The 26831-nt window shown below is 31.0% G+C and carries 29 protein-coding genes; 26 read left to right on the forward strand and 3 right to left on the reverse strand.

What is annotated here, in order from left to right; translation table 11 throughout:
* Nucleotides 1-182 precede the first annotated feature (182 nt).
* The 7 genes from ACTB1H_RS03960 (at nt 183) to ACTB1H_RS03990 (ending at nt 6351) form a co-directional block, all read left to right on the forward strand.
* Nucleotides 183-1613, forward strand: coding sequence for a cryptochrome/photolyase family protein (locus ACTB1H_RS03960; RefSeq protein WP_463261539.1), 1431 nt, complete (start codon nt 183-185; stop codon nt 1611-1613).
* Complete coding sequence (locus ACTB1H_RS03965) at nt 1610-2557, forward strand: YbgA family protein (RefSeq protein ID WP_463261540.1); 948 nt, start codon at nt 1610-1612, stop codon at nt 2555-2557. The genes ACTB1H_RS03960 and ACTB1H_RS03965 overlap by 4 nt, the downstream gene beginning before the upstream one ends.
* A 28-nt stretch (nt 2558-2585) precedes the next feature.
* Nucleotides 2586-3236, forward strand: a complete 651-nt coding sequence (locus ACTB1H_RS03970) for a cobalamin B12-binding domain-containing protein (RefSeq protein ID WP_463261541.1) — start codon at nt 2586-2588, stop codon at nt 3234-3236.
* Entirely contained in the window at nt 3233-4390 is a 1158-nt protein-coding gene (locus ACTB1H_RS03975; RefSeq protein WP_463261542.1) for an ABC transporter permease, read from the forward strand. The genes ACTB1H_RS03970 and ACTB1H_RS03975 overlap by 4 nt, the downstream gene beginning before the upstream one ends.
* Nucleotides 4383-5075 carry an ABC transporter ATP-binding protein gene (locus ACTB1H_RS03980; protein ID WP_463261543.1) on the forward strand — a complete coding sequence of 231 codons (693 nt, stop codon included), beginning with the start codon at nt 4383-4385 and terminating at the stop codon, nt 5073-5075. Before ACTB1H_RS03975 ends, ACTB1H_RS03980 begins: the two co-directional genes overlap by 8 nt.
* A gap of 78 nt (nt 5076-5153) precedes the next feature.
* Nucleotides 5154-6173: an SPFH domain-containing protein gene (locus ACTB1H_RS03985; protein WP_463261544.1), complete on the forward strand. Its 1020-nt coding sequence runs from the start codon at nt 5154-5156 to the stop codon at nt 6171-6173.
* A gap of 1 nt (nt 6174) precedes the next feature.
* Nucleotides 6175-6351, forward strand: a complete 177-nt coding sequence (locus tag ACTB1H_RS03990; protein WP_463261545.1) for a type II toxin-antitoxin system antitoxin — start codon at nt 6175-6177, stop codon at nt 6349-6351.
* An 18-nt stretch (nt 6352-6369) separates the two neighbouring features.
* On the opposite strand, the gene ACTB1H_RS03995 is transcribed toward ACTB1H_RS03990, so the two are convergent.
* Nucleotides 6370-7428, reverse strand: a complete 1059-nt coding sequence (locus tag ACTB1H_RS03995) for an NAD(P)-dependent alcohol dehydrogenase (RefSeq protein WP_463261546.1) — start codon at nt 7426-7428, stop codon at nt 6370-6372.
* A 245-nt stretch (nt 7429-7673) separates the two neighbouring features.
* Between ACTB1H_RS03995 and ACTB1H_RS04000 the strand changes: the two genes are divergently transcribed.
* The 3 genes from ACTB1H_RS04000 to ACTB1H_RS04010 are packed head-to-tail and all read left to right on the forward strand — an operon-like array spanning nt 7674 to nt 8704.
* Nucleotides 7674-8039, forward strand: coding sequence for a DUF2089 family protein (locus ACTB1H_RS04000; protein ID WP_463261547.1), 366 nt, complete (start codon nt 7674-7676; stop codon nt 8037-8039).
* Between the two features lie 13 nt (nt 8040-8052).
* Nucleotides 8053-8421, forward strand: a complete 369-nt coding sequence (locus ACTB1H_RS04005; RefSeq protein WP_463261548.1) for an SHOCT-like domain-containing protein — start codon at nt 8053-8055, stop codon at nt 8419-8421.
* 22 nt (nt 8422-8443) lie between these two features.
* Entirely contained in the window at nt 8444-8704 is a 261-nt protein-coding gene (locus tag ACTB1H_RS04010; RefSeq protein ID WP_463261549.1) for a hypothetical protein, read from the forward strand.
* 24 nt (nt 8705-8728) lie between these two features.
* Here the strand turns inward: ACTB1H_RS04010 and ACTB1H_RS04015 are convergent, their stop codons facing one another.
* Nucleotides 8729-9151, reverse strand: coding sequence for an acyl-CoA thioesterase (locus ACTB1H_RS04015; RefSeq protein WP_463261550.1), 423 nt, complete (start codon nt 9149-9151; stop codon nt 8729-8731).
* 70 nt (nt 9152-9221) lie between these two features.
* Nucleotides 9222-9857 (reverse strand): PHP-associated domain-containing protein, encoded by a 636-nt coding sequence (locus tag ACTB1H_RS04020; protein ID WP_463261551.1) that lies wholly within the window; start codon nt 9855-9857, stop codon nt 9222-9224.
* Between the two features lie 175 nt (nt 9858-10032).
* Between ACTB1H_RS04020 and ACTB1H_RS04025 the strand changes: the two genes are divergently transcribed.
* From ACTB1H_RS04025 to ACTB1H_RS04100, 16 genes are all read left to right on the forward strand, one after another.
* Entirely contained in the window at nt 10033-10281 is a 249-nt protein-coding gene (locus ACTB1H_RS04025; protein WP_463261552.1) for a cysteine-rich small domain-containing protein, read from the forward strand.
* Between the two features lie 159 nt (nt 10282-10440).
* Nucleotides 10441-11214 (forward strand): molybdate ABC transporter substrate-binding protein, encoded by a 774-nt coding sequence (modA, locus tag ACTB1H_RS04030; protein ID WP_463261553.1) that lies wholly within the window; start codon nt 10441-10443, stop codon nt 11212-11214.
* A gap of 10 nt (nt 11215-11224) precedes the next feature.
* Nucleotides 11225-11896 carry a molybdate ABC transporter permease subunit gene (modB, locus tag ACTB1H_RS04035; RefSeq protein WP_463261554.1) on the forward strand — a complete coding sequence of 224 codons (672 nt, stop codon included), beginning with the start codon at nt 11225-11227 and terminating at the stop codon, nt 11894-11896.
* 2 nt (nt 11897-11898) lie between these two features.
* Nucleotides 11899-12954 carry a sulfate/molybdate ABC transporter ATP-binding protein gene (locus ACTB1H_RS04040; RefSeq protein WP_463261555.1) on the forward strand — a complete coding sequence of 352 codons (1056 nt, stop codon included), beginning with the start codon at nt 11899-11901 and terminating at the stop codon, nt 12952-12954.
* 45 nt (nt 12955-12999) lie between these two features.
* Nucleotides 13000-13728, forward strand: coding sequence for a nitroreductase family protein (locus ACTB1H_RS04045; protein WP_463261556.1), 729 nt, complete (start codon nt 13000-13002; stop codon nt 13726-13728).
* Between the two features lie 14 nt (nt 13729-13742).
* Nucleotides 13743-14984: a D-serine ammonia-lyase gene (locus ACTB1H_RS04050; protein ID WP_463261557.1), complete on the forward strand. Its 1242-nt coding sequence runs from the start codon at nt 13743-13745 to the stop codon at nt 14982-14984.
* 71 nt (nt 14985-15055) lie between these two features.
* On the forward strand, nt 15056-15247 hold the full coding sequence (gene dmpI / locus ACTB1H_RS04055; RefSeq protein WP_463261558.1) for a 4-oxalocrotonate tautomerase DmpI: 192 nt from the start codon (nt 15056-15058) through the stop codon (nt 15245-15247).
* Nucleotides 15248-15377: 130 nt separating this feature from the next.
* A complete protein-coding gene (locus tag ACTB1H_RS04060) occupies nt 15378-16232 on the forward strand; it encodes a PRD domain-containing protein (RefSeq protein WP_463261559.1) in 855 nt (284 codons plus the stop codon).
* Nucleotides 16233-16244: 12 nt separating this feature from the next.
* Nucleotides 16245-17714, forward strand: coding sequence for an N-acetylglucosamine-specific PTS transporter subunit IIBC (gene nagE, locus ACTB1H_RS04065; RefSeq protein ID WP_463261560.1), 1470 nt, complete (start codon nt 16245-16247; stop codon nt 17712-17714).
* A 28-nt stretch (nt 17715-17742) separates the two neighbouring features.
* Nucleotides 17743-18231 (forward strand): PTS sugar transporter subunit IIA, encoded by a 489-nt coding sequence (locus tag ACTB1H_RS04070; protein ID WP_463261561.1) that lies wholly within the window; start codon nt 17743-17745, stop codon nt 18229-18231.
* 113 nt (nt 18232-18344) lie between these two features.
* Complete coding sequence (locus tag ACTB1H_RS04075; protein ID WP_463261562.1) at nt 18345-20039, forward strand: HD-GYP domain-containing protein; 1695 nt, start codon at nt 18345-18347, stop codon at nt 20037-20039.
* 80 nt (nt 20040-20119) lie between these two features.
* A complete protein-coding gene (locus ACTB1H_RS04080) occupies nt 20120-20860 on the forward strand; it encodes a DUF3784 domain-containing protein (protein ID WP_463261563.1) in 741 nt (246 codons plus the stop codon).
* A gap of 152 nt (nt 20861-21012) precedes the next feature.
* Entirely contained in the window at nt 21013-22914 is a 1902-nt protein-coding gene (locus ACTB1H_RS04085; protein ID WP_463261564.1) for a peptide ABC transporter substrate-binding protein, read from the forward strand.
* 1 nt (nt 22915) lies between these two features.
* Nucleotides 22916-23857 (forward strand): ABC transporter permease, encoded by a 942-nt coding sequence (locus ACTB1H_RS04090; protein ID WP_463261565.1) that lies wholly within the window; start codon nt 22916-22918, stop codon nt 23855-23857.
* A gap of 3 nt (nt 23858-23860) precedes the next feature.
* Nucleotides 23861-24802: an ABC transporter permease gene (locus tag ACTB1H_RS04095; protein WP_463261566.1), complete on the forward strand. Its 942-nt coding sequence runs from the start codon at nt 23861-23863 to the stop codon at nt 24800-24802.
* An 8-nt stretch (nt 24803-24810) separates the two neighbouring features.
* Nucleotides 24811-26811, forward strand: a complete 2001-nt coding sequence (locus tag ACTB1H_RS04100; RefSeq protein ID WP_463261567.1) for a dipeptide ABC transporter ATP-binding protein — start codon at nt 24811-24813, stop codon at nt 26809-26811.
* Nucleotides 26812-26831: the final 20 nt, after the last annotated feature.

Here is a 26831-nt window from a genome sequence, read left to right on the forward strand (position 1 = left end):
TTCTTTACTATACTTCGCTTTTCTTCCCATAAAAAATACCTCCAAGTAGATAATCTAATTTTAATTAATTAGACTGTCTACTTTGGAAGTATCATATCAATACCTTAGAATCCATTTTTTATTTTTGAACTTATTTAAAAAAATTGGGTATATATACTCAAATTTACTAATGGGTGTAAAACATGACAAATCTATTATGGATAAAAAATGATTTAAGATTGGAAGATAATACTGCTTTAATAAAGGCAATAGACGACTCTGTAAAATATGAAGAAAAATTGCTTATAGTTTTTTTAATAGATCCCGATCAGCTTAAACCAGGGCAGATGAGTCATGATTATTTTTTTAAATCCCTCGATTATTTTTATAGAAAACTAAAAAAAATTGGTCTAGATATTTATTTCATGTATGGCGACTTTATTGAAGCATTTAAGAGATTAATTAAAGATTTTCCTGATATTAGAAGAGTATATTATAACAGTGATGAGACAGGATATGGTTATTTTAGAGATAATCAAGTTTATAAAATTTTTAGAAACGCATCAATTGATTGCTTTGGGTTTATGGATAAGCACTTACACCAAGCTAAAGAGATACTTACATCCAATAACACAAATTATAAAGTATTTACTCCATATTATTTAAAATGGAAAGACAGGGCGAAAAATTTAGAGCTTACATTAGATTATAACAAGATTAAATTGGTAAGCTTAGAAGGATTTCAAGAAAAAGATTATTATGCGAAAGAAATATATCTTAATATCATTAAAAATATAAAAAATGATTTTGATGGTTTGATAGGAGAAGAATATGGAAGGGAAAATTTATCGTATTTTGTTAAGGAAAACTTAGTTGACTATGATAAAACTCGGGATTATCCATACTTAAATTCTACTAGTCATATATCATATTATTTGTCTACGGGTCAACTATCAATAAGAACTGTTTATTCACTTGTCAGTAGGACAGATGAGACGAGCGGGAAAAACATTTTTATAAAAGAATTAGCATGGCGTGATTTTTTTAATATGATACATCATTTCAATCCTAATCAGAAAGAAAAAGCATTGAATGAGAATTATAATTCACTAGAATGGGTAAATGATGAAAATCAAATAGAAGCATGGAAGAATGGAAAAACTGGATATCCTATAGTTGATGCAGCAATGAGACAGTTAAATACAGAAGGCTACATTCATAATAGACTTAGGATGATAGTTGCTTCATTTTTGGTTAAAGATCTGCTTGTAGACTGGCGTATAGGAGAAAAATATTTTTCTGATAAATTGATTGATTATGATAACTCTTCAAATATTGGAAATTGGCAATGGGCAGCTTCTGTGGGAACTGATGCTGTGCCTTATTTTAGGATTTTCAATCCTTTATCTCAAAGCATGAAATTTGACAAAGAAGGTATTTACATAAAAAAATATGTGAAAGAACTGGATGATTTACCTTATCCTTATATTCATCAACCATATAAATATAAGGATAAAATAAAGAGTGAATTTGGAATAGAAATAGATAAATTATATCCAAAACCAATTGTTGAACATAGCATACAGAGACAAAAAGCAATAGAAATGTTTAGAAAGCATGGAGGAAATATATGAAGCCTAAAATTTTGATAAGTAGTTGCTTAGGATTTGAAAAATGCAGGTACAATGGAGATGTCATCAATTTTGAACTTTTAGATATGATGAAAGAATATATAGATTTTATACCTATATGCCCAGAAGTTGCTATTGGTTTAACTATTCCTAGAGATAGTCTTAGAATAATAAAAGAGGGTGATGAGTATAGATTAATTCAGCCATCTACTAAGATTGATTTTACAAATGAAATGAAAGCTTATGCTGAAAAAATTTCAAAAGAAACTAAAGATATAGATGGTATTATCTTGAAAGGAAGATCTCCATCCTGTGGGATTAAAGATGTTAAAGTATATTCTGGTTTAGTAAATTCACCAGTTATAGAGAAATCAAAAGGAATATTTGCAAAAGAAATGATAAATAATTTTTATTATTTGCCAATTGAAGAAGAGGGCAGATTATTAAATTTAGAAATTCGTGAACATTTTTTCACTAAACTATATTTGTTATTTAAATATAAAAATGTTAAAAATCAAAATTCAATTAAGGCTTTAAGTGATTTTCACGCAAACAATAAATACCTTTATTTTGCATATGATCAAATGCATAAAAATAAATTGGGACAAATCGTAGCAAACCATGAAAGAAAGCAATTATCTGAAGTATATGACGAGTACTTTCAAGAATTAATCAAACTTTTATCTAAATTACCTTCGAAGAAAAATTATATAAACGCATATTTTCATATATTTGGATATTTCTCTAAAAATATAAAAAGGGAGGAGAGAAAGTTTTTTTTAGATTTAATTGAAAAATTTAAAAAGAACCAAATTGACAAATCTTCGATTGCGAATGTATTAAGAAGCTATGTAATAAAGTTTAATATTGACTATCTTTTAAATCAGAGCATATTTAATCCATTTCCAGAAGGATTGGTAACTCTTAAAGACAGTTCGATCAAGTAGTTTAATTTTATTTAGGGAGATGAGAATTTTGAATAATTTTTATAATAATTTTCTTGAAGTTTTGAGAAAAGAGGATAAAGAAGAGGCTTTTAATTATGCTATGAATTTGATGAAAGAGATAAGCGTAATCGAACTTTATGAAAACATACTTGCACCATCATTAAATAGTGTAGTTGACGAGTTTGGGGACGACTTTAAGGAACTTATTTGGAGAGAGCATGTAAGGAGTGGAATTGTAAAGACTATTGTGGAGAATTCTTACAGTTTTGTGTTAAAAGAAAGAGAAAAGATTGGCATAAAACATGATGAGAATATAATTGTATTATGTCCAAAATTCGAAGAGCATGAAATAGGTGCTAGGATGGTGGCGGATTTTTTTACTATAGTCGGATATAATACCACTCATATAGGAGCTAATACTCCTGAGATTACACTATCCTTAGCTGTAGAACATCTTACACCTAAGTATATATCAATTAGCGTTACTAACTACTACAATTTAATTGAAGCTAAGAGAGCTATTGACAAATTGAGAGAAAAAAATAATTTTAAAGGTAAAATAATATTAGGTGGAAATGCTTTTTCCTCTGACCCAGAAGTATACAAAAGAATTGGAGGAGATTATTTATTATATAATTTCAATGAAATTCTTCAATTAAGCAAGGAGGAAAGCCTATGAGATTAGCCTTTAGTATTGCTTATAGGTTTCTTAAATCAAATAAGGGTCAGACAGCTTTAATCTTGATAGGGATTATAATTGGAGTATCAGTACAAATTTTTATTGGATCTTTGATAGACGGTCTGCAGATATCTTTAGTTGATAAAACTATAGGAAATGCTTCGCAAATTACAATAGTTCCAGCTGGAAAAGACAAGTATTTTGTTGAAGACAAATCCATGTTAGACACTTTAGAAAACAATAATAAATTAACAGCAGTCTCAAAAGTATATGATAATTCAGCATTTATTAAAATAGATGAAGATACTTATCCTATTCTATTAAGAGGAGTAGAATTCGAAGATGCAAATATGATTTATGAATTTAACGAGAAATTAATTGAAGGAGATATTTCACTATCACAAAATGAAGCTTTAATTGGATCGACTCTTGCAACAGATAATGGCTTAAAAACAGGAGATAATATAGAAATACTAACACCTGAAGGAGTAAATGAGACATTAAAAATATCTGGCATATTTGACTTAAAAGTTTCAAACTTAAATAAGACTTGGATTGTTATGCCTATTGATGGAGCTAGAGCTATATTTGGAAATGACAACCAACTAACATCTATAGAAATGCAAGTTAGCGATGTGTTTAAAGCAGATACCATAGCAGAAGAAATTAAGAACAATTTGAATAATTCTTCAGTAGATGTTGTAAATTGGAAAGAAGAAAATGAGGAATTGCTTTCTGGTCTCTCTGGTCAGTCTGCGTCGAGCATTATGATTCAAGTTTTTGTTTTGTTAGCTGTTTTACTTGGTATATCATCAGTCTTAGCCATTTCGGTAGTACAGAAATCCAAACAATTAGGTATACTCAAAGCTATGGGAATAAAAGACAAGCAAGCTAGTTTTATTTTTCTATTTCAAGGGCTTATATTGGGAAGTATAGGAGCTCTAATAGGCAGTGCATTTGGAGTATTTCTAACTTACATTTTCTCAGTGTTTGTAAAAGGGCCTGATGGAATGTCCTTAGTTCCATTTTATCTAGATTACAAATTTGTAGGTATGTCAGCTTTAATTGCTGTAGTTGCATCGACTATTGCTGCACTTATTCCTGCTAGAAACACATCTAAGCTCAATCCAATAGAGGTGATAAAGAATGGCTAAAATATTGAAACTAAAAGATATAAATAAGATATATGGTGATAAGATAAAGACACAAGTTTTATTTGATATAAATATGGATTTTGAAGAAAGCACATTTAATTCAATAATTGGTGAATCAGGGAGTGGGAAATCAACATTGATGAATATAATGGGGACACTCGATAGAGCTACGAGCGGTGATCTAGAAATTAATGGAATCAACATATCAAATATGAATAAAAATGAATTAGCAGTTTTAAGAAATGAATTTATAGGATTTATATTTCAATTTCACTATTTACTACCTGAGTTTACTGTTATGGAGAATATTCTTATACCATACAGAATCAAAAATAAAAATATAACAAAAGAAGCAATATCAAGAGCTGAAGAATTGATGGAGATAGTTGGGATAAGCAAAGTAAAAAATAATAAGGCAACAGATATTTCAGGTGGACAACAGCAAAGAACTGCTATAGCAAGAGCTCTAATAAATCAGCCTAAAATAGTGCTTGGAGATGAACCTACAGGAAACTTAGACTCGAGTACAACTGAGATTGTATATGATTTGTTGAGAGATATAAATCAAAGATACAAGACAACTTTTATAATAATAACTCATGACAAAAGGGTCGCTGAAAAAGCAGATAGAATAATTGAAATTAAAGATGGAAGAATAGAAATGGATATTTCTAGAAAAATATAGAAAAATATGTTGACTTATTTATATGAAGTGATATAATTGTGATATCAAAATAATATAAATAAGGAGATGTATCTTTTTATGGAAGAAAAAATTCTAAAACCAAAGAACGGAATGGTGGCTTTATTTTCAATTATTGCATTACAGATTTTATCAATATTAGCCATGATTTATGGTGGAAATACTGTAGGGAAAAGCACTGTATTAGGAGTAACTCTAATAATTTTGGGGGCCATAGGTTTTATAGCAGGATGCATTCTATATGCTGGGCTAAAGGTTATAAAACCTCAAGAAGCACTGGTTTTGACTTTATTTGGGAAATACACTGGTACAATAAAAGAAGCTGGATTTTTCTTTGTAAATCCATTTTCAACATCAATAAACCCCGCAGCACAAACTAAGCTAGGACAAAGCGGAGATGTGGATGCAGGCAATAAGGGGAAGGCTAATATAACAATTGATGGAAAGACTTATCCTTTGGGGACAAGTAAAAAGCTCTCTCTAAAAGTTATGACTTTAAACAATAGCAAACAAAAGGTTAACGATGCATTGGGAAACCCTGTAGAGATTGGTGTAGCTGTGATGTGGAGAGTCGTAGATACTGCAAAAGCAGTATTCAATGTAGATAACTATAAAGAATATTTATCCCTACAATGCGATAGCGCAGTTAGAAATATAGTTAAGATATATCCATATGACATAGCCAAAGGGATTGACACAACTGGTGATGGAGAGCCAGATGAAGGAAGCTTGAGAGGTTCAACCGCAATAGTTGCGGAAAGAATTCGTCAAGAAATCCAAAGCAGAGTTGAAGATGCAGGAATTGAAATACTTGAAGCTCGCATAACTTATCTAGCATATGCTCCGGAAATAGCGGCAGTAATGCTTCAAAGACAACAAGCAAGTGCTATAATTGATGCAAGGAAGATGATAGTTGATGGAGCAGTTGGCATGGTAGAAATGGCACTTCAGAGATTAAATGAAAATGGCGTAGTAGAATTAGACGAGGAGAGAAAAGCTCAAATGGTATCAAATCTATTAGTAGTTTTATGTGGGAATAAAGATGCTCAACCAATAGTAAATAGTGGGAGTTTGTATTAGAGTGGATGAAGAAAGAAAGAAACAAATACCACTTCGCATATCAAAAAAATTGTATGATGAGATTGCATCGTGGGCTGAAGATGATTTTAGATCTATAAATGGGCAAATTGAGTATCTTTTAAACGAATGTGTAAAGCAAAGGAAAAAAGGCAAATACAAAGACGAAATAAAAGAATAGAGAAATTTCTCTATTCTTTTATTTTATAATAACTACTGGTTTAATTAAGTCCTTTGGTTTTTTATACATTAAATCAAATGCTTTATCTAGGTTTTCAAATCCTTCAAATCTATGAGTAATCAATTTTGATGGATCAAGTCTTTTTGTCATCACCAGGTTAGCTAGTCTTTCAATTCTCATTCTTCCTGCTGGCATAAGGCCTCCAACAATTTTTATGTGGCTCATTCCAACACCCCAATCGAGTCTTGGAATTTCGATATAATCACCACTGCCAAGGTAATTTATGTTTGCTACTATTCCACCGGGTTTAACGACTTTTACTGCAGTCTTGAAGGTATCCGTTCCTCCACCTGCAAGAATTACTTTGTCAACACCTTTGCCATTTGTAAGCTTCATAACTTGATCTTCTATTGGTCCGTCTTTGTAGCTGATTATGTCAGTGGCACCATATTCTTTTGCGACTTTTACGCAATTTGGTCTTGTGCCGACAGCTAATATTCTAGCAGCACCTTTTAATGCTGAGCCAGCAACAGCCATTAAGCCTACAGGTCCAATTCCAACTACGAGTACATCCTCACCAAAACCAATTTCAGCTAGTTCAGCACCATGTAGCCCTGTTGGAACCATATCACTCAACATAGCACCAACTGCTGGATCAAGTCCCTCTGGCAATAGTGCTAAGTTTGCATCTGCATCGTTTACATGGAAATACTCTGCAAAAACTCCATCTTTTATGTTTGAGAACTTCCATCCACCAAGCATACCGCCAGAATGCATAGCATATCCTCTCTGAGCCTCTAAAGAACTCCAGTCAGGTGTTATTGCAGGTACTAATACTTTATCGCCGACTTTGAAATCTTTAACAAGTTCTCCTACTTCAACTATTTCACCTACAGCTTCATGTCCTAAAATCAAATTTTCTCTTTCGCCTAATGCTCCTTCATAAACAGTGTGTATATCTGAAGTACAAGGAGCTAGGGCTATTGGTCTTACGATAGCATCAAGAGGTCCACATACTGGTTTGTCTTTTTCAATCCAACCTACTTCGCCGATTCTTTTCATAGCGAAACCTTTCATAAAAACCCCTCCTATCATAATTGTATTAGATATTACTATCTTTAATTATTATTATAATCAAACAATTCTCACAATTCAACTATTGTCTACAGTGAGATTTATTTCAAAAATTAAACATAAAATTAATAAAATCAATATTAAAATAGATAATAATCAAATATATTAAATATAAAATTAAAAAAATTAATTTATTTGTTGACATTTATTAAATTTGTGATAATATTTAATTAAAGGAAGTGATGCTTTTGGGATATCAAATATTAACTAAATGCCCAGTTTGTAATTCTAAATTAACAGTATCCAAATTGACTTGTAAAAATTGTAATACAGTGATAGAAAACGATTTTGAATTATCAAAGTTTTCTTATCTAAGCAAAGAACAATTAAATTTTGCAGAAATATTCATTAAATGCAGGGGAAATATAAAAGATGTAGAAAAAGAGTTAAAAATCTCATACCCAACTGTAAGAGCAAAAATTGAAGATTTGGTAGCAGCATTAGGATATAAACAAGTAGCGGATAAATCACCTGACACAAAAGAAATAATGGATAAGTTAGAAAGTGGAGAAATAAGTACCGAAGAAGCTATAAAATTAATAAAAAATAATTGAGGAGATGTTTGTTATGAATGAAGAAATTTTAAGAGTTTTGAGAATGGTAGAAGAAGGAAAGATTGAAGCAGAGAAAGCTACTGAGCTAATTGAGGCACTTAGAATCGGAGAAGAAGATTATTCGCAAACAAATCAAGAAGATAAGAAACTAAAAATTAAGGTTAAATCTGGCGAAGGAGATAATGTTAACATAAATATACCTGTAAAATTCATCAACTCTTTGGGTAAAGCAATAAAAAAGATACCTAAAATTGAAGGTATTGAAGGATTGGAAGAAATTGATATGGAAGAAATACTTAATGCAGTTTCTAATGGATTAGAGGGAACTATTGTCGACATAAAGAGTGATGGCGGAGACATTGTAGAAATAGTAGTAGAATAGACGAGTAAGAAGGTGCTTTAAATTGAAAATTTGCATCAAAGATTCTAGTGGAAAGAAAATAATATTGCCAATTCCTTTTAAATTGCTTGTTTTCGGTCTTGATATCACCCCTTATATAATGAATAAAATTTCTCCTAACATGTCAGATGAACAAAGAGAAATAATAGATTGCATAGATTTTAAGATTCTAGCAAAAAATATGAGAGTTTTACAAAATTATAAAGGATTAAAATTAATAGAAGTAACATCTAAAGAAGGGGAAGAGGTTTCGATTATTATATAAATAAGCACTGACAATTGTGAGTGCTTATTTATATAAAAACTTAGCTTTTTCTCTTACATTTAGTTCTTCTATATCAGAGGGTTCATCCATTATTATGTTATGAGGCACAGGTTTTCCGGACTCATCAACATAAACAAACGTTATAAAACCATCAGAAACGAGAGTATCAGAATCATTTATAGTAATTTTCCCATATACTGTTATGCTAGATCTTCCAATTTTAGATACATATGTTTGTATATAAACAACATCACCTTTATTGCTTGGCCTATTAAAAGTAAGACCATGAATATTCACACAAACTATATTTTCAGGGCTCTTAGTTATTTTAGCAGCACAAATAAAACAAGCCTCAACAAACCACTCTGCCATTCTTCCTGCAAATAAAGTACCATGATGATTTAAATCTTCAGATTTAACTAAATGTGCTACATTGATTTTTTCCAAAATAAAACCTCCCATCTTAGTCATATTCATTTTAACATTGATGGGAGGTTATTGCTATAATTTTAATTGATTATATATAATTTACTATTTCATAACGACCTTCTTTATAGATCGCAGGGAAGAATTCTTTTGATTTAATTGCTTCTATAAAATCGACTTCATCCCTTATTTTTCCTTTAAAATAGGTTGCAAATTTTCCTACATTATCTAATATATGTGCATCAGATCCACCTGTAGAAGGAATATTTAGCTCTTTTGCCATAGCAAACCCATAGAGGTTGTGATAACTAAGTGTACTTCCATTAAAAGATTCAATTGCAGAAAGCTTGTTTGAGATGTTTTTTAAAAAGTTACCTAAACCCCTATTGTTATTTCTAAACGGATGAGCACTTATACCTACGCCTTTTTTATAGTCTATATAATCTAATAATTCATCTGCATCTATTTTGCCATCTTCAATATGCAATGTTTCATCAACAAATGCTAATATATCACCTTGCCTAGTTAGTATTTCTGCTCCAGCAATCACAGTAATTCCATATTTTTCTTTATAGAAATTTATTTCATTTCTAATATAGTTGTTATCATGGTTTGTTATACAGACTCCGTCAAGCCCAATTTCTTTGGCTTTTTTTAATATATCATCTAAGGATATATGGCTATCTGAAGAATATTTCATTTCATGGACATGTAAGTCAATTAACATAGTATTACCTCCAATTGATACTATTAGAAATATATCATAAAGATAGCCTCAAAATGCATTCAATATATCAATGAGAAACTTTTGAAATATAAAAAAAATCAATACTTAAACTTGGAAAAAAATATTATTTTGAATATAATTAAAGTACTTAATAGAAAATAATTTGGGGGTAAAAATGGAAAATTCATTTAGATTTTATTCAAACAAAGCATGTGAGTACTTTCCATGCCATAAAGTAGATAACGCTGATGATTTCAATTGCATGTTTTGCTATTGTCCTTTGTACTTATTAGATGAATGTGGAGGAAATTACATAATCAATAGCAAAGTTAAGGACTGCTCTAATTGTTTAATCCCACACAAAGTAGCAGGATATGATTATATAAATAATAAGTTGATAGAAACAGTATATTCAAACAAATGATTTTGTGGAAATAATGAAATGAATTGAATTCTTTTTTAACTGTTTTAACATATATAATGATTAAGAAAACTTCAATAAGTTCTTTCATGGTGTTATAATGGGTGTAATTATTTTAGTTGAGTATAGTTACTTAGTTAATAATTTGATAGGAGCGAAAGAATGAAAAAATTTATTTCAGTTTTTTTACTTATTAGCATTTCTTTATTTGTCTTATCAGGTTGCTCATCAGAGGGAAAGCAAGATACAAAAATTATGATTGCAGCAGCAGCGAGTTTGAAAAATGTATTTGATGAGAAATTAATCCCTGAGTTTGAAAAAGATAACCAAAATATAATTGTTGAAGCAACTTATGACAGTTCTGGAAAACTTCAACAACAGATAAGAGAAGGAGCACCTGTAGATGTATTTATATCAGCAGCAACCAAACAAATGGATGAATTGAATGATGAAGGATACATTCTTGAGGATTCAATAAAAGAGTTGTTGGAAAATAAAATTGTTGTTATAATCCCAAAAGATAGCAATATAGAAATAAATAATTTTGAGGATTTACTCAAAGCAGAAAAAATTGCTATAGGAGATCCTGCAAGCGTTCCAGCAGGTCAATATGCGAAGGAATTACTTACAAATTTAAATCTTTGGGACAAAGTTCAAGATAAATTAAGCTTAGGGACAAATGTTTCTGAAGTGTTAAATTGGGTTAAGGAAAAAAGTGCTGATGTGGGGATAGTTTATTCCACTGATGCTTATTCAACTGATGAAGTAAAGATAGTTTTAGAAGCTGACGAAAATATGGTAAGTAAAGTTATATATCCTGTCGGAATAATAAAAAGTTCTAAAAACATTGAAAATGCTAGAGAATTTATAGAATTTTTACAATCTGAGAAAGCAAATGAAATTTTTGCTGAATACGGCTTTACACCAATAAAATAGGAGAACCAAAATGGAAATTTCCCCGATATTGATATCTTTAAAGACAGCTACTGTAGCTACATTTTTTACATTTATATTTGGAGTCATTGCAGCTAAGCTGGTTTTAGATATTAAAAGCGAAAGGATTAAGGCGGTTTTAGACACAGTATTTACTATCCCACTAGTGCTTCCTCCTACAGTTATTGGGTTTTTATTGCTTTTGATATTTGGAGTAAAAAGACCTGTTGGAAGATTTTTACTTGAATTTATGGGTATTAGAATTATATTTTCATGGCAAGCAACAGTTATAGCAGCGTTTGTGATAGCTTTTCCACTGATGTATAGGACAGCAAAGGGTGCGTTTGAACAAGTTGACGAAAATTTAATTTTGGCAGCTAGAACTCTTGGCATGTCAGAAATGAAAATATTTTTTAAGATTCTTCTGCCCTTAGCATCCCCAGGTGTTTTAGGAGGAGTGATTCTTTCATTTGCAAGGGCATTAGGAGAATTTGGTGCAACTGCAATGATTGCAGGTAATATTGAAAATAAAACTCGCACACTTCCACTTGCAATTTATTCAGAAGTGGCGGCGGGCAATATGAACCAAGCAGCATATTATGTGATAGTGGTTTTAGCAATATCATTTGTAGTTATATTGCTGATGAATTATTTTTCAAGAAAACAAATAGCAAAGGGCAATTAAAAATGGGATTAGAAGTTGATATAAGAAAAAAAGTAAAAGGATTTTCACTTGATGTTAGTTTTAAAAATCAAGGATTGCATTTAGGCATTTTTGGAGCATCTGGAAGTGGAAAGAGCATGACACTAAAGTGCATTGCAGGAATAATTGATCCTGATGAGGGAAAAATTGTTCTTAATGACAAGGTTTTATTTGATTCAGAGAGAAATATAAACATAAAACCTCAAAAGCGAAATATTGGCTATCTATTCCAAAATTATGCATTATTTCCACATTTAACTGTAGAAGATAATATAACGATATCTTTAAATGGGAAAAAAGAAGATATAAAACCTAAATTGGAAGAGATGATCAAGCTTTTCAAATTAGAAGGATTAGAAAGGAAATACCCAAAGCAACTTTCTGGAGGTCAACAGCAAAGAGTGGCTCTAGCAAGAGCGATAATTAAAAATCCAGATATTTTAGTTTTAGATGAACCATTTTCTGCACTTGATTCTCACTTGAAAGAAAGCCTGGAAGTAGAGTTATTTGAACTATTAAAAACATATAATAAAGAAGTAGTGTTAGTGACTCACAATAGAGAAGAGGTATACAAGTTTTGTGATTATATGGTTTTCTTAGATGAAGGAAAATCAATAATCAATGAGAACACTAAAGAGATATTCAATAGTCCAAAGTATTATAGTGTATCAAAATTACTGGGTTACAACAATATTTCCGAAATTCAGTATTTAACAAACAACACTCTGAAAGCTACTAAATGGGGGATTTCATATAAAATAGAAACTAAACTAAACGATGAATTCTCATTTATTGCCCTAAGAGACAATGCGCTAATATTAAACAATGTTCCAATTTCACATGGAGAAATAGTTATAGAAGTAGCAGTATTAGATGTAATAGAATCTATAAATCATTATGACTTGTTAGTAAAAAATGCGTCTTTTATTCAAGGCGATTCTATATCTTTAAAAGTTGACAAAAATACTATTGAAAATATAAATTTCAAAGAAAACCTATTTTTACATATAGCTAATGAAGCTATAGTATACTTAAAATAAATAATTGATGTGAATGATATTTGGGGTGATATTTTGAATGAAGTAATGAAATTAATAAAGGAAAGAAAATCAGTAAGGTTGTTTGAGGATATGCTCATTTCAGAGGAAATTAAATCCGAGATTATAAATGCAGCTTTTGAGGCGCCAACTGCTGGTAATATGATGTTTTATTCTATTTTAGATATTACAGATCAAGAATTAAAAGAAAGGCTTTCAAAACTTTGTGATAATCAACCATTCATAGCAAAAGCTCCCATGGTTTTAGTGTTTATTGCAGACTATCAGAAATGGTACGACATATATAAATACAATGAAATTGACGCAAGGACTCCTCAAGAAGGAGATTTAATGCTAGCCATTCAAGATGCAGTAATAGCTGCACAAAACACTGTTTTAGCAGCACAATCTTTTGGAATTGGTTCTTGCTATATTGGGGATATATTGGAAAATTGTGAAGAAGTTACTAAACTATTAGATTTGCCGAAATATGCTTTGCCTATTAGTATGTTAGTTTATGGGTACCCAACTAAAAGGCAGATTGACAGAAAAAAACCTCAAAGATTTGAGAAAGAGTATGTGGTATTTGAGAATAAATACAAAAAATTAGGTAAAGATGAATCAATGCAAATGTTAAGAATGAGGAATGAAAAAGAGAATTTATCTAAAGATGAAGTTGAATCAATCAATGCATTGTATAAAAGAAAATATGATTCGGATTTTGCTAAAGAGATGAATAGATCAGTTAAAATTTATTTAGATAATTTTAGAGGATAAAACGGAGGTGTAATATGGATTTAATAGAAAATCTTAAAGCGATGAATGAGGTATTGTGGGTCAATCCTGATTATGAACCTTTTGAGAAAATATATCCTCATTTAGAAATCAAAAAAGAAGATGTCATAGAGGCCAAAGAAAGATTTGAGAGATTCGAGCCTTTTATTAAAAAAGCATTCAACCTTGATAGCGGGATTATTGAATCTAAGATAGATGAGATTGATGCCTATAAGAGATGGTATGAAAATGAAATAGGGGAAAAGATACAAGGGAAAATTCTTCTAAAGAGAGATGATTTACTGCCTATCGCAGGTTCGATAAAGGGTAGAGGAGGAGTGTATGAGGTTCTAAAAATAGCAGAGAATTTAGCAATACAACAAGGAATTTTAAATAGAGAAGATGATTATTCTATCCTATTAGAAGAAAGATTTAAAGATTTTTTTAATCAGTTCACTATTCAAGTAGGAAGTACTGGAAATTTAGGTTTAAGCATTGGAATGATAAGTTCTAGATTGGGATTTAGTGTAATAGTACATATGTCAAAAGATGCTAAACAATGGAAGAAAGACATGCTAAGAGCAAATGGCGTAAAGGTAATTGAATATGAAGATGATTATTCAAAAGCTGTAGAAATGGGAAGAATGGAATCGGAAAAAGATCCCAACAGTTTCTTTATAGACGATGAAAATTCAAAGGATTTGTTCTTAGGATATGCAGTCGGGGGATTGAATGTCAAAGAACAATTAGAAGAAATGGGGATTGAGCCTGATGAAACACATCCACTTGTCGTTTTCTTACCCTGTGGGGTTGGAGGAGGTCCTGGGGGTGTATTGTATGGACTAAAGCTAGCGTATAAGGATTTAGTTCATTGCTATTTTGCAGAGCCAACCCATTCTCCAAGCATGCTCTTAGGGTTAGCTACAAAAAAGCACAATGAAATATCTGTATTTGACATTGGCCTTGACAACAGGACTTGTGCAGATGGACTTGCAGTAGGCAGACCTTCTGGTTTTGTTGGTAAGTTTATAGAAAACATGATACATGGGTGTTTTACCGTAAGCGATGAAAAATTATTCTATTACTTAAAAGGGTTATATAGTTCAGAGAATATATTTATAGAACCATCATCATTAGCAGGGTTTAATGGCATATCATTTACAAAGGATATATACAGTGGAAAATCTCCGTATTATATGATGTGGGCAACAGGAGGTAGTCTTGTTCCTGAAATTGAGAGAGTAAAATTATTAAAGTAAGTATTTGAAAACTTATTTTATTTAGACTAAAAATATTTTATAATAACAAATTTTTGAAAGAGGGTGAATTTATGCCATTTATTCAGTTTGACGGAGGACAAATGACAAGAGAACAAAAGATGGAGTTAGCAAAAAAACTTACAGAGGTATCTCATGAAGTATTGGGAATTCCGGTTGAAGCTTTTTCGGTGATTATAAGAGAAAATAGTATGGACAACATAGCAACTGGAGGGAAGTTACTTTCTGAAAGGCATAAAAAATAATTTAGGGATTGATTTTTACATTATTCTATAATATATTATATTTGTAAGGTGTGTTACTGGATTATCAGGCATGAACCTATGTTTATACATATGGTTTATGCCTTTTTACATTTTAAAGGGGAGATGGATTGTGAGGGAAAAGAAATATAAAGTTAATAAAGTATTAAACAACAATGTTATCCTTGCAATCGATGTCGAGAAAATGCAAGAAATTGTACTTGTCGGTAAAGGCATTGGCTTTGCTAAAAAAGCAAATGAGTTGATAACTCTGAGTGACAAAGAGATTGAAAAGTCATTTCTTAATTTTGATGAAAGCACTAAGAAGGAATATCTAAATTTAATCAACGATATAGATGACAGGATAATTTTAATATGCGAAAAAATAATTAATATATCGGAGGCGGCATTTGGCAAATTAAATAATCACATTCATATAGCTTTAACAGATCATATCAGCTTTGCCATGGAAAGAGTAACTTCAGGTTTAGAGTTGTCAAACCCTTTTTTATATGAAATAAAAATGCTTTATCCAAGAGAATTTGAAATAGGAGAATTAGCAATTAAAATGATTAAGTCAGAGCTTGGAGTGGACTTAAAAGAAGTAGAAGCTGGTTTTATAGCTTTGCATATTCACTCTGCAAGGCAGAACAAAAACGTCAGTGAAACAATAAAAAATACAAAACTATTAATGGACTTGATTAGAATAATCGAAACAGAATTGGACATTACAATAGGTACATATGAATTAACTTATACTAGGTTAATAAATCATCTTAGAACTAGCTTAAACAGAATGGAAGAAAATAAAAACATAAAAAACCCTTTATTAAATCATATTAAAGAACAGTTTACACAATCTTTCGATATAGCGTATAAAATAGGAAAGCATATCAGAGATATCAAACATATAGAGGTTTCTGAAGATGAGTTAGGATATTTAGCACTTCATATTGAAAGAATTAAAGAAATAAAAAATATAAATTAAGGGGGAGTTTTCATGAAAAAATATTTTCAAAGGTTAGGAAGTTCTTTGATGCTGCCAGTAGCTGTACTTCCAGCAGCAGCTATACTTTTAGGTATAGGATATGCAATTGATCCTTCTGGTTGGGGTGGAGGAAGCCCAATAGCTGCTTTTTTAATAAAAGCAGGTGATTCAATAATTGGGAATATGAGCATTTTATTTGCTATTGGTGTTGCATTGGGAATGTCAAAAGAGCGAGACGGCTCAGCTGCATTAAGTGGATTAGTTGGATACTTAGTTGTTACGACTCTTTTATCTACAGAATCAGTTGCAATGCTTAAAGGAATCGATGTATCAGAAGTAAATGCTGCATTTTCAAAGATCGAAAATCAATTTGTGGGAATTATCTCAGGATTAATAGCAGCATCAATGTACAACAGATTTAGTCAAGTAAAGCTTCCAGATGCATTAGCATTTTTTAGTGGGAAAAGACTAGTCCCCATAGTTACATCTGCTGTTATGCTACTAGTATCGATGGTATTATTGTTTGTTTGGCCAGTAGTTTATACAGGTTTAGTCAACTTTGGTACAGCTATTAGTGGATTAGGGTTCATAGGAGCAGGTCTTTATGGGTTTTTCAATAGGTTGTTAATTCCAACAGGACTGCATCATGCCTTAAACTCTGTATTTTGGTTTGATGTAGCAGGAATAAATGATATAGTGAATTTCTGGGCTGGTACGGGAACAAAAGGTGTTACTGGAATGTATCAAGCCGGTTTTTTCCCAATAATGATGTTTGGTCTTATTGGTGCTGCAATTGCTATTTATCAAACAGCTAAACCAGAAAGGAAAAAGGAAATAAAATCTCTTATGATGGCAGCGGGTTTTGCATCATTCTTAACAGGAGTTACAGAACCATTAGAATTTTCATTTATGTTTGTAGCACCGATGCTATATTTAGTTCATGCAATATTAACTGGAATATCATTAGCTGTAAGTGCTTTTTTCCAATGGACAGCTGGATTTGGATTTAGTGCAGGGTTAATTGACTTTGTATTAAGTTCGAGACTTCCTTTAGCAAATCAACCATATATGTTATTAGTCCAAGGGCTTGTTTTTGGATTGATATATTATTTTATTTTTAGATTTTTAATAGTAAAATTTGATATCAAAACACCAGGTAGAGAAGCAGAAGCTAGTTCTTATGAGAGTAATTCAATAGCAAAAGAAACTATAGAAGAGAAGAAAGAATCAAATGACAAATTTTTGAAAATAGCAAACGCAATTCATTCTGGGCTAGGTGGGAATGAAAACATTGTAAATATAGAAAATTGTACTACACGACTTAGGATAGAAGTAAAGGACATTGATAAAGTAGACATTGAAAAGATAAAGAAAGCAGATGTTGCAGGAGTCAAAATAACAGGTCCTTATACTCTGCAGATAGTCATTGGACTACAAGTTCAATTTGTATGGGAAGAACTAGAAAAATTAAGAAACCAATGATATTAAAACAAAAAAGGAAGGTCAAAAGATGTTTAATATTTTTAACAAGCAAAAGTCTTTATCTATCTACGCTCCAATGAATGGCAAGTTAATTGACTTAACTGAGGTGGAGGATCCAGTGTTTTCGGAGAAAATGGTCGGAGACGGAGTTGCTATAGAGCCTAACGAAAACATTGTATTATCTCCAGTAAAAGGCAAAATCACTCTATTATTTCCAACAAAACATGCGATAGGCATTGAAACAGAAGAGGGATTGGAAATTTTGATTCACCTAGGCATAGATACAGTAGAGCTAAAGGGAGAAGGATTTAACGCATTTGTAAAAGTAGGTGATAGAGTAAACATTGGTGATAAGCTTTTGGAGATGAACATAGAAATAATTCAAGAAAAAGGGAAATCAACACATACACCTATTTTGATAACCAATATGGACAAAGTAAAAGAATTAAAACTTATGAATAAAGATAGTGTAAAAGCTGGAAAAGATATAATAATGGAAATAATATTAAAGGACTAGTTACTAGTCCTTTAGTTTATTTAAAAGATATTAATGTACATTAAATTTTAAAAACTTCTGCCGATTATACTAATAAGGCTAAGTGTATTTACGATTTTGGAGGGGTTGTGTGCATGTTAAAGAACATCGATTTAAAAGTTTTTAATAAAGACAATCGTAAAGAATTAATATATACATGTAATGAGTTAAAGGATATATTGGAGTTTAAAGACTGGGAGATAATAGTTTTTGATGATGATAATATAATTGGATTTAGCATTACTCAAAACATTGGGAATAAAAGTGATAAATTTCATCTAAACAAAAATAATATATACTGTTTTAATAAAGATAATGAGAACGATAACATAAGGAAATTATTTAAAGAAAAAAAAGTTTTATTTATTGGAAATGATGAAAACGTATCTGAATCAGAGTTATATATTCCATTGTTTATGAATAAGGATAATCATAAAGCACTGATAGGGACATTACATTTAACAGGCGGAGGGATTGCTTTTGATTCACTTATTAAAAATTTAGAAGATGATAAGATATCAATGCTGGTTGAAAAAATTTCTGATAAATATGCGATTCACTATATAAGTTCACTAGAAGAGCAATATTTTAAGAATTTCATTCATCTGATTTTTGAAATAATAAATGAAAAAGATCCCTCTATGCGATCTCATCCATATAATGTAGCATATTTATCAAATCTATTAGGGCAAACTCTTGGTTTTCCTCAAGAAAGGCTAGAAAAATTATATATGGCTGCATTGCTTCATGATGTTGGGAAATTATTCATTGACAGTAAAATTTTAAACAAAAAAGGAATTCTAACAGATGAGGAAAGAAAAGAAATACAAAAACATAGTGAATATGGATACAATATTTTGAAGGATATACTTCAAAAGAATAATTCCATTTCAGGAATTGAAGATATTGTACTTCAACATCATGAAAGATTTGATGGGACTGGATATCCAAATAGAATTAAAGGGAATAATATTTTACTTGAAAGCAGAATAATATTTATAGCTGATGCCGTAGATGCAATGCTGTCGAGAAGAGCTTATAGAGAAGAAAGTTCTATTGATAATGTAATTAGTCAAATAAGAATGAATGCTGGGAAACAATTCGATCCAAAACTATCAAGGCTCATGATAAATATACTCGTGAATAACAAGAGAATGGAAAATATGATATTGGAAGAACCACTGCTTTTGGGTACATTGGTTGTTCCTCAATTAAATGGAGTAAAAAATATTCAAGGAACATTGATTAAGAAAAACATTGGATATGAGTTTAAAATTAATATTAATGACTTAAAGAAGAATGGTGATTCTCTTGTAAAAGCACCTGAGGGTGTATTTTATACTCAAAGCAAGGGAATGGTGTACGAATATGACGTAAAAATAATTAATTGGGAAGATAACAATATATATTTATCTGAAATTTCACCTAAACCATCAGCTAATTTCTTCAGCATGTCTTGGGAAATAGAAGGAAATCTTATTTTAGGCAAAAATATCGGTTCTGGTGTGACAATAAATAAAATAGGTGGAGATTCATTGAGCTTTTACTTAGAAGAGGAAGATGCTGATAATATAGATTTTGACAATGTAAATGCTATCATAATCAAGTTTGATGAAGAAAAAACCTTAGTTCAGGGTGAGATAATTAGGACTATAAAAATAGAAGATAAAACATATGCAGATTTTAAATTCATAGGAATTCCTGAAGCAACTAGGGATATTATATTCCGTCAGATATTTAGGAAACAAGCAGAACTTAAAAAAAGAGCAAAGGACTTATTTGAAGAATAGGCTAGCCTATTCTTTTTTAATTGAAAATGTTTGCGATAAGACCTATAATTATTGTAATAAATTTGAAGAGGTGATAATACATGTGGATATTAGCAGTTATTGGTTTAATGTTTATTTTCTTAGGTTTCGCTGTACATAAACTTAAATGGTACTTTTTGATTTCGGGATATAATATGATGCCAAAAGACAAGAAAAAGAATGTAGATACTGAAGGATTAGGGAAATTAATGGGCATTTATATGTATTTTATTGGAAGCTTATTTATATTAATGAGTATTATTTCATATTTTAACATTAAGATCATATCACAACTTAATGCTATTTTTATTTCAGTTTTTATCTTATCAACTATACTGCTTTTGATAAAAGCTCAGAAATACGATCATAATAAACGAGAGAATATTTTCAAATCCAAGGATAAAAATGTATTGATAAGTTTGATCATAACCATACCTATAATTATATTTGTCGGAGTTATGATTTTTAGATCTTTACAGCCTGTTGAGATAGAAATAAATGAAATAGGGATTGAAATTAAAGGTATGTATGGGGATTTGTATCATTGGGAAGAAATTCAAGCATTAGAGTTGAGAGAAGACTTGCCTACCATAGAAATGCGATCAAACGGATCAAGCATTGCAGGGAAACATAAAGGATATTTTAAAACAAAAGAATATGGAAAAGTGAAATTATATTTAGATTCTAAAAATCCACCATTTATATATATGAAAGTAAATGATGAATATATAATCATTAATTTAGGGGAAAAGGAAAGAACAACAGAGGTTTATAAAAAGATACAGAGCTTAGATAATAATTAAGAGCATATGCTATTTGGTGAATATTTTATTGGGAAATAACCAATAAGTCACCAAATAGCTTTTTTTACATATAGAGAATGAGTATTTTTCAAATTTATAAGTTGGCACAATTTTTGCAATATTAAATATCAAATTGATGAGGAGGGAACTTTATGAAAAAATCTGTTTCATGGCTACTTATAATTACAATGCTTGTGCTTACTTTAGCAGGATGTTCTAATAGTAGTACAGGAGATTATGAGGATGTTTTTTATGGCACTTTTTCAGGGGAATATAAGACAATAAACCCATACGATTTATCTTCAGTTACAGGTTATACAATAATTGCTAATACTATAGATGGGCTTGTGGAAAACGATAAATATGGCATGGTTGTACCATCTTTAGCTGAGAGTTGGACTAACAATGAAGACTATACAGTATGGACATTTAAATTAAGACCCGATGTATATTGGGTAGATAACAATGGTCAAAAGACAGAATACAAAGTTACAGCAGATGACTTTGTTGAAGGAATTAGATATATAGCTGATCCAAAGAATGCTGCAAAGAATTTCAGAATTATATCGAATGTAATTGAAGGAATTTCTGATTATTATTATAATTTAGCAGACATCGATGATGGTGTTGATATTGGGATGACTAGAGAGCAGGTAGAAAATTCATTTGAAGAAACAGTTGGAGTAAAAGCATTAGATGAATATACAGTAGAGTATTCTTTAGCTACTTCAACACCGTATTTTCTATCATATTTAGTCATGGAACTTTTTTATCCAGTAGAGAAAGAATTTCTAGATAAAGTAGGAGAGGACTTTGCAACATCTAAAGAAACTTTGCTTTATAATGGTGGATATTACATATCTACATGGGAAAGAGATAAGCTCATAGTGCTTGCTAAGAATGAAAATTATTGGGATAAGGACAATATAATAGTAAAAGAAATAAATTTGCAAAAAGTTGGAGATGAAATAACAGGGCTTGAAATGTTTCAAAGAGGAGAATTAACAAGCTGTTCTATATCTGCAGATCAATTGAAAGCTTTAAAAGGTACACAATGGGAAAAATATGTAAATTTAAAAGACAAGAATACTGTTACTTTTTGGTTTACATTAAATTATCAATCTAAAAATCCAGAATATAAAACTTTTGTGAACAATTTAAATTTCAGAAAAGCATTGCTTCATGGAATAGATAGAGTAAAGATATCATCACTTTATGAACCTAATCAGCCAGAATTCTTTATTAGAAACACAATTATTCCAGAAGAAACAGTATTTGATCCTAACGGTGTAGATTATACAGATTATCCAAACTTGAAACCATTCAAAGAAAACAATCCTTACGATCCAGAACTAGCTAAAGAGTATATGCTAAAAGCAATATCTGAGCTTTGTGATGATAGTGGGAATATAAGAGGAGTTGAAGCGTCGGCAGTTGATATGGATAGGATAGCTAAATTCAATGTTGATGGGAAATTGCCAGTAGATATAGTTTTAGCAACTACCACTGACCCCGTAGAAACTAAAAAAGCATTGTTAATCGCAGAAATGTTAAAACAAAATTTAGGAGAAGAAAATGTAAATGTAATAGTTGGATATGCTTCAACGAGTTTCCAAGACGAAGTTTTTAGTCCAATGAATTTTGACTTAGTAGATGATTCTTATAGTTTCAGATTTGCTGATCCTTCTGCAAATTTAGCACGATTAACCACAGACGGTAGCTTAAATGAAGGAGGATATAATATTCCTGAATACGATAAATTAGTTGAAGAAGCTTCGTTGAAGAGCGATTTAGTAGAGAGATACACAATATTTTCAGAAGCGGAAAAATATATGTTAGATAACGTTATTATAATGCCATATATGACCGGTGGAGGGTCTTACTACATGAGCAAAGAAGTGCCTTTCCAAACTCCAAAGGGACAATTTGGATTAACTAAATATAAGATGAAAGGTGCTAAAATTCAATCTGAACCAGTGACCAAAGAAGATTATGAAAAATTGAAAGCACAACATGAAGAAGAGATAAAGAAATTATTCCAAGAAGGGAATTAGTATGAAAAAATATATTGTCAAAAGATCGATTCAATCATTAATAACAATATGGATAGTAATATTTGTTGTATTTATGCTTCTTAGATTGATGCCTACTTCTGGTTATTTTACACGAGATGACTATTTGACTATGACTGAAGAAATGAGGCAAGCTTATTTAAAAAGCATAGGTGTATTGGATCCGCCTTTAACACAGTTTAAAAATTTCGTAATAAATCTTTTCCGTGGGGATTTAGGTAGAAGTATAACAGTTTATCCAAAACTTAGCATTACCACCATTCTCAAAGAAAAAATAGGATATTCTGCAGCATTTGGATTTGCAAGCATTGTCATAAGCATGGGCATTGGTATACCTATGGGTATACTAATGGCTCGCTATAAGGGAAAGTTAATTGATGATCTAGGAACATTCTATTCGGTAATTGTAAGAGCTGTACCAAGCTTAATATATCTTTTTCTATTTCAAGTTTGGGTATCTAAAATATTTGGCTTACCGATGCTTTTTTATAAAAACAGACCTGAATCATGGATATTACCTGCAATATCTATGTCGTTGTCAAGTATTGCTTGGTATGCTATTTGGCTTAGAAGATTTATGGTAGACGAAGCTAATAGAGACTATATAAAGTTTGCTCAGGCTAAAGGATTGTCAGAAAGTTATGTCATGAAAAATCATGTCCTTAGAAATGCTTTTGTACCAATAGCTATTGGGATACCATCAGATTTGCTATTAATTATCTCAGGTTCACTAATTATTGAAAACTTATACTCAATTCCTGGTATGGGAGGTTTGCTTATAGATTCTATAAAGCAGATGGACAATAATTTAGTGCAAGCACTTGTTTTGATTTATTCAGTTCTTTCGGTATTGGGTGTATTTTTAGGTGATTTATTGATAGTATTAGTAGACCCTAGAATAAGGCTAACAGAGAGTGAGGATTAAATTATGGATAAGATGTATTATAACGGAATAGAATTAACTGATGACTTATTTGATGAAATACCGTTAGATGAACATTTATCAGAAGAAAGTGGGTACTCTAATTACTCATACTGGAGATCAACATTTAGGACCTTTTTTAAGAGCAAACTGAGCATCTTCTTAGTGGTGGTTATTTTGGTATTAAGCATATTTAGTTTTCTATATCCTGTTTTTTCTAGCACTGATCCTCAACAAATTACATTAGATGTTGATAAATGGAATATGGGACCAAACACTGAAAATTGGTTTGGCACAGATGGACTAGGCAGAGATATATGGGCAAGAACATGGTATGGGACTAGGAATTCTTTACTATTGGCTCTAGTTATAGCAGTAATAGAAGTAGGAGTTGGAAGCGTAGTTGGGGCTATATGGGGCTATGTAAGAAAAATGGACCCATTTATGATTGAACTTTATAACATTATAACAAACATACCTTCTACAGTTTATCTAATATTATTGTCTTATATACTCGAACCAAGTTTTACTACTATCGTTATTGCATTAGCATCGAGTGGATGGATAGTGGAAGCTAAATTTATGAGAAATAAAGTACTTTCATTAAGAGAGAGTGAATATAATATTGCTTCTCAGTGTTTAGGAACTCCATTAAGAAGAGTAGTTTCTAAAAATATCATTCCTCATCTTATAAGTTTGATAATCATGGAAGCAGCATTGACAGTGCCTTATTCTATAGGTTCTGAAGTTTTCTTGGGATTCATTGGATTAGGGTTACCATTGGATACTGTTACTTTAGGCAATATGGTAAATCAAGGTAGAGCTAATTTTATGCTATATCCTTATCAAATGCTGTATCCAACAATTGTATTATGCATCATAACAATCTCATTTTATATTGTTGGGAACAAATTTGCTGATGCATCTGATCCTAAGAATCATGTGTAGGAGGAAATATGGATACTAAAATATTAGAAGCTAAAAATATAGTTATTAAGTTTAATCTCAGAGGGAAAATTTTAACGGCTGTTAGAAATTCCTCTCTAGATTTATACAAAGGAGAAACACTTGCAATAGTCGGAGAGAGCGGATCTGGCAAGAGTGTGTTTACAAAATCTTTTGTTGGAATGTTAGACAAAAATGGTTGGATAGATGAAGGAGAGTTACTATATGATGGAAAAGATTTAGCGAAATTCAAAACAGAAAAAGAGTGGCTGTCTATAAGGGGAAAAAGAATTGCAATGGTATTTCAAGATCCTATGACTTCGCTTAACCCATTGAAAACTATCGGCGAGCAGATAAGAGAAGTAATAACTTGGCATAGGAACACTCCCAAAGATGAAGCAAAAAAAGAAGCTATCGAAATATTAAAAATGGTCGGAATCGATGATGCAGAAAAAAGATTTAAGCAATACCCTCATGAATTTTCTGGAGGGATGAGGCAAAGAGTAGTAATAGCAACAGCAATAGCATGTAAACCGGATATACTTATTTGTGATGAACCAACTACGGCTTTGGATGTAACCATACAAGCTCAGATCTTAAAGCTAATAAAAGATCTACAAAAAGAACTTAATATGACAGTTATTTATATAACTCATGACTTAGGGGTAGTAGCAAATGTGGCAGATAGAGTAGCCGTTATGTATGCAGGTCAAATAGTTGAATATGGACTTAGTAATGAAATATTCAAAGATCCAAAACATCCATATACAAAAGCATTATTATTATCATTGCCTCAACTTGGATTAAAAGGAGAAGATCTATTTTACATAAAAGGAACTCCTCCAAACCTCTATAGAGAAATTAAAGGTGATGCATTTGCACTTAGAAATCCACACGCACTTAAGATAGATACTATGTACGAACCACCATTTTTCAAAGTATCTGAAACCCATTATGCAAAGACATGGTTATTGCACGAAAAAGCCAATGACAATCTAGTTGTTGAAAAATTAGAACATAATGGGAAACAGAAAAAAGAACTCAACAAATACAATGAGAAAAAAGAAGTTTTAGTTTCATTGAGAAATGTTACTGTGAAATTTAAACTTGATGGCAAACAATTTAAAGCAGTTGAAGATGTTAGCTTTGATATATACAAAGGTGAAACTTTTTCATTAGTCGGAGAAAGTGGATCTGGGAAAACAACTATCGGAAGAGCCATCATGAAAATTCATCCTGTTTCAGAAGGGGAAATATATTTTAAAGATAAATTAATCAGCAAAAAATTAAAAAAAGATGATATGAAGGCATTTAGACAGAGTGTGCAAATGATATTTCAAGACCCTATGGCTTCACTCAATGAAAGAGCAAAAGTAGACTACATTGTATCTGAAGGGTTGTATAACTTTAAACTTTATAACGATGAAGAAGATAGGAAAAGAAAAGTCGAAAAAGCTATGGAAGAAGTAGGATTATTAAAAGACTTTTTAACTAGATTTCCACATGAATTTTCTGGTGGTCAGAGGCAAAGAATAGGGATAGCTAGAGCATTGGTTATGGAACCAGAATTTATAATAGCTGATGAGCCTATTTCAGCTTTAGATGTATCAATAAGAGCTCAGATAATTAATTTGCTTAACAAATTAAAAGATGAAAAAGACTTAACATATTTGTTTATTGCTCACGATTTAAGTGTAGTAAAGTTTATATCTGATCGAATTGCAGTTATATACAAAGGACATATTGTAGAATTAGCCGATAGTGATGAGCTTTTTGAAAATCCTCTACATCCATACACTAAATCACTTTTATCTGCTGTTCCTATTCCTGACCCAGATCTAGAGAAAAATAAAAAAATATTGATTTACAATCCAAAGATTCATGATTATTCTATCAACAAACCTAAATGGACTGAGATAAAAAAAGGACATTTCATATGGGCAAATGATAAAGAAATAGATCAATATAAAGTAGAGCTAGATAGAAATCAATATGATAAGGAGAAAAATTAATGAAAGGTAAATTAGTTATT

Source organism: Soehngenia sp. (genome assembly GCF_055108775.1).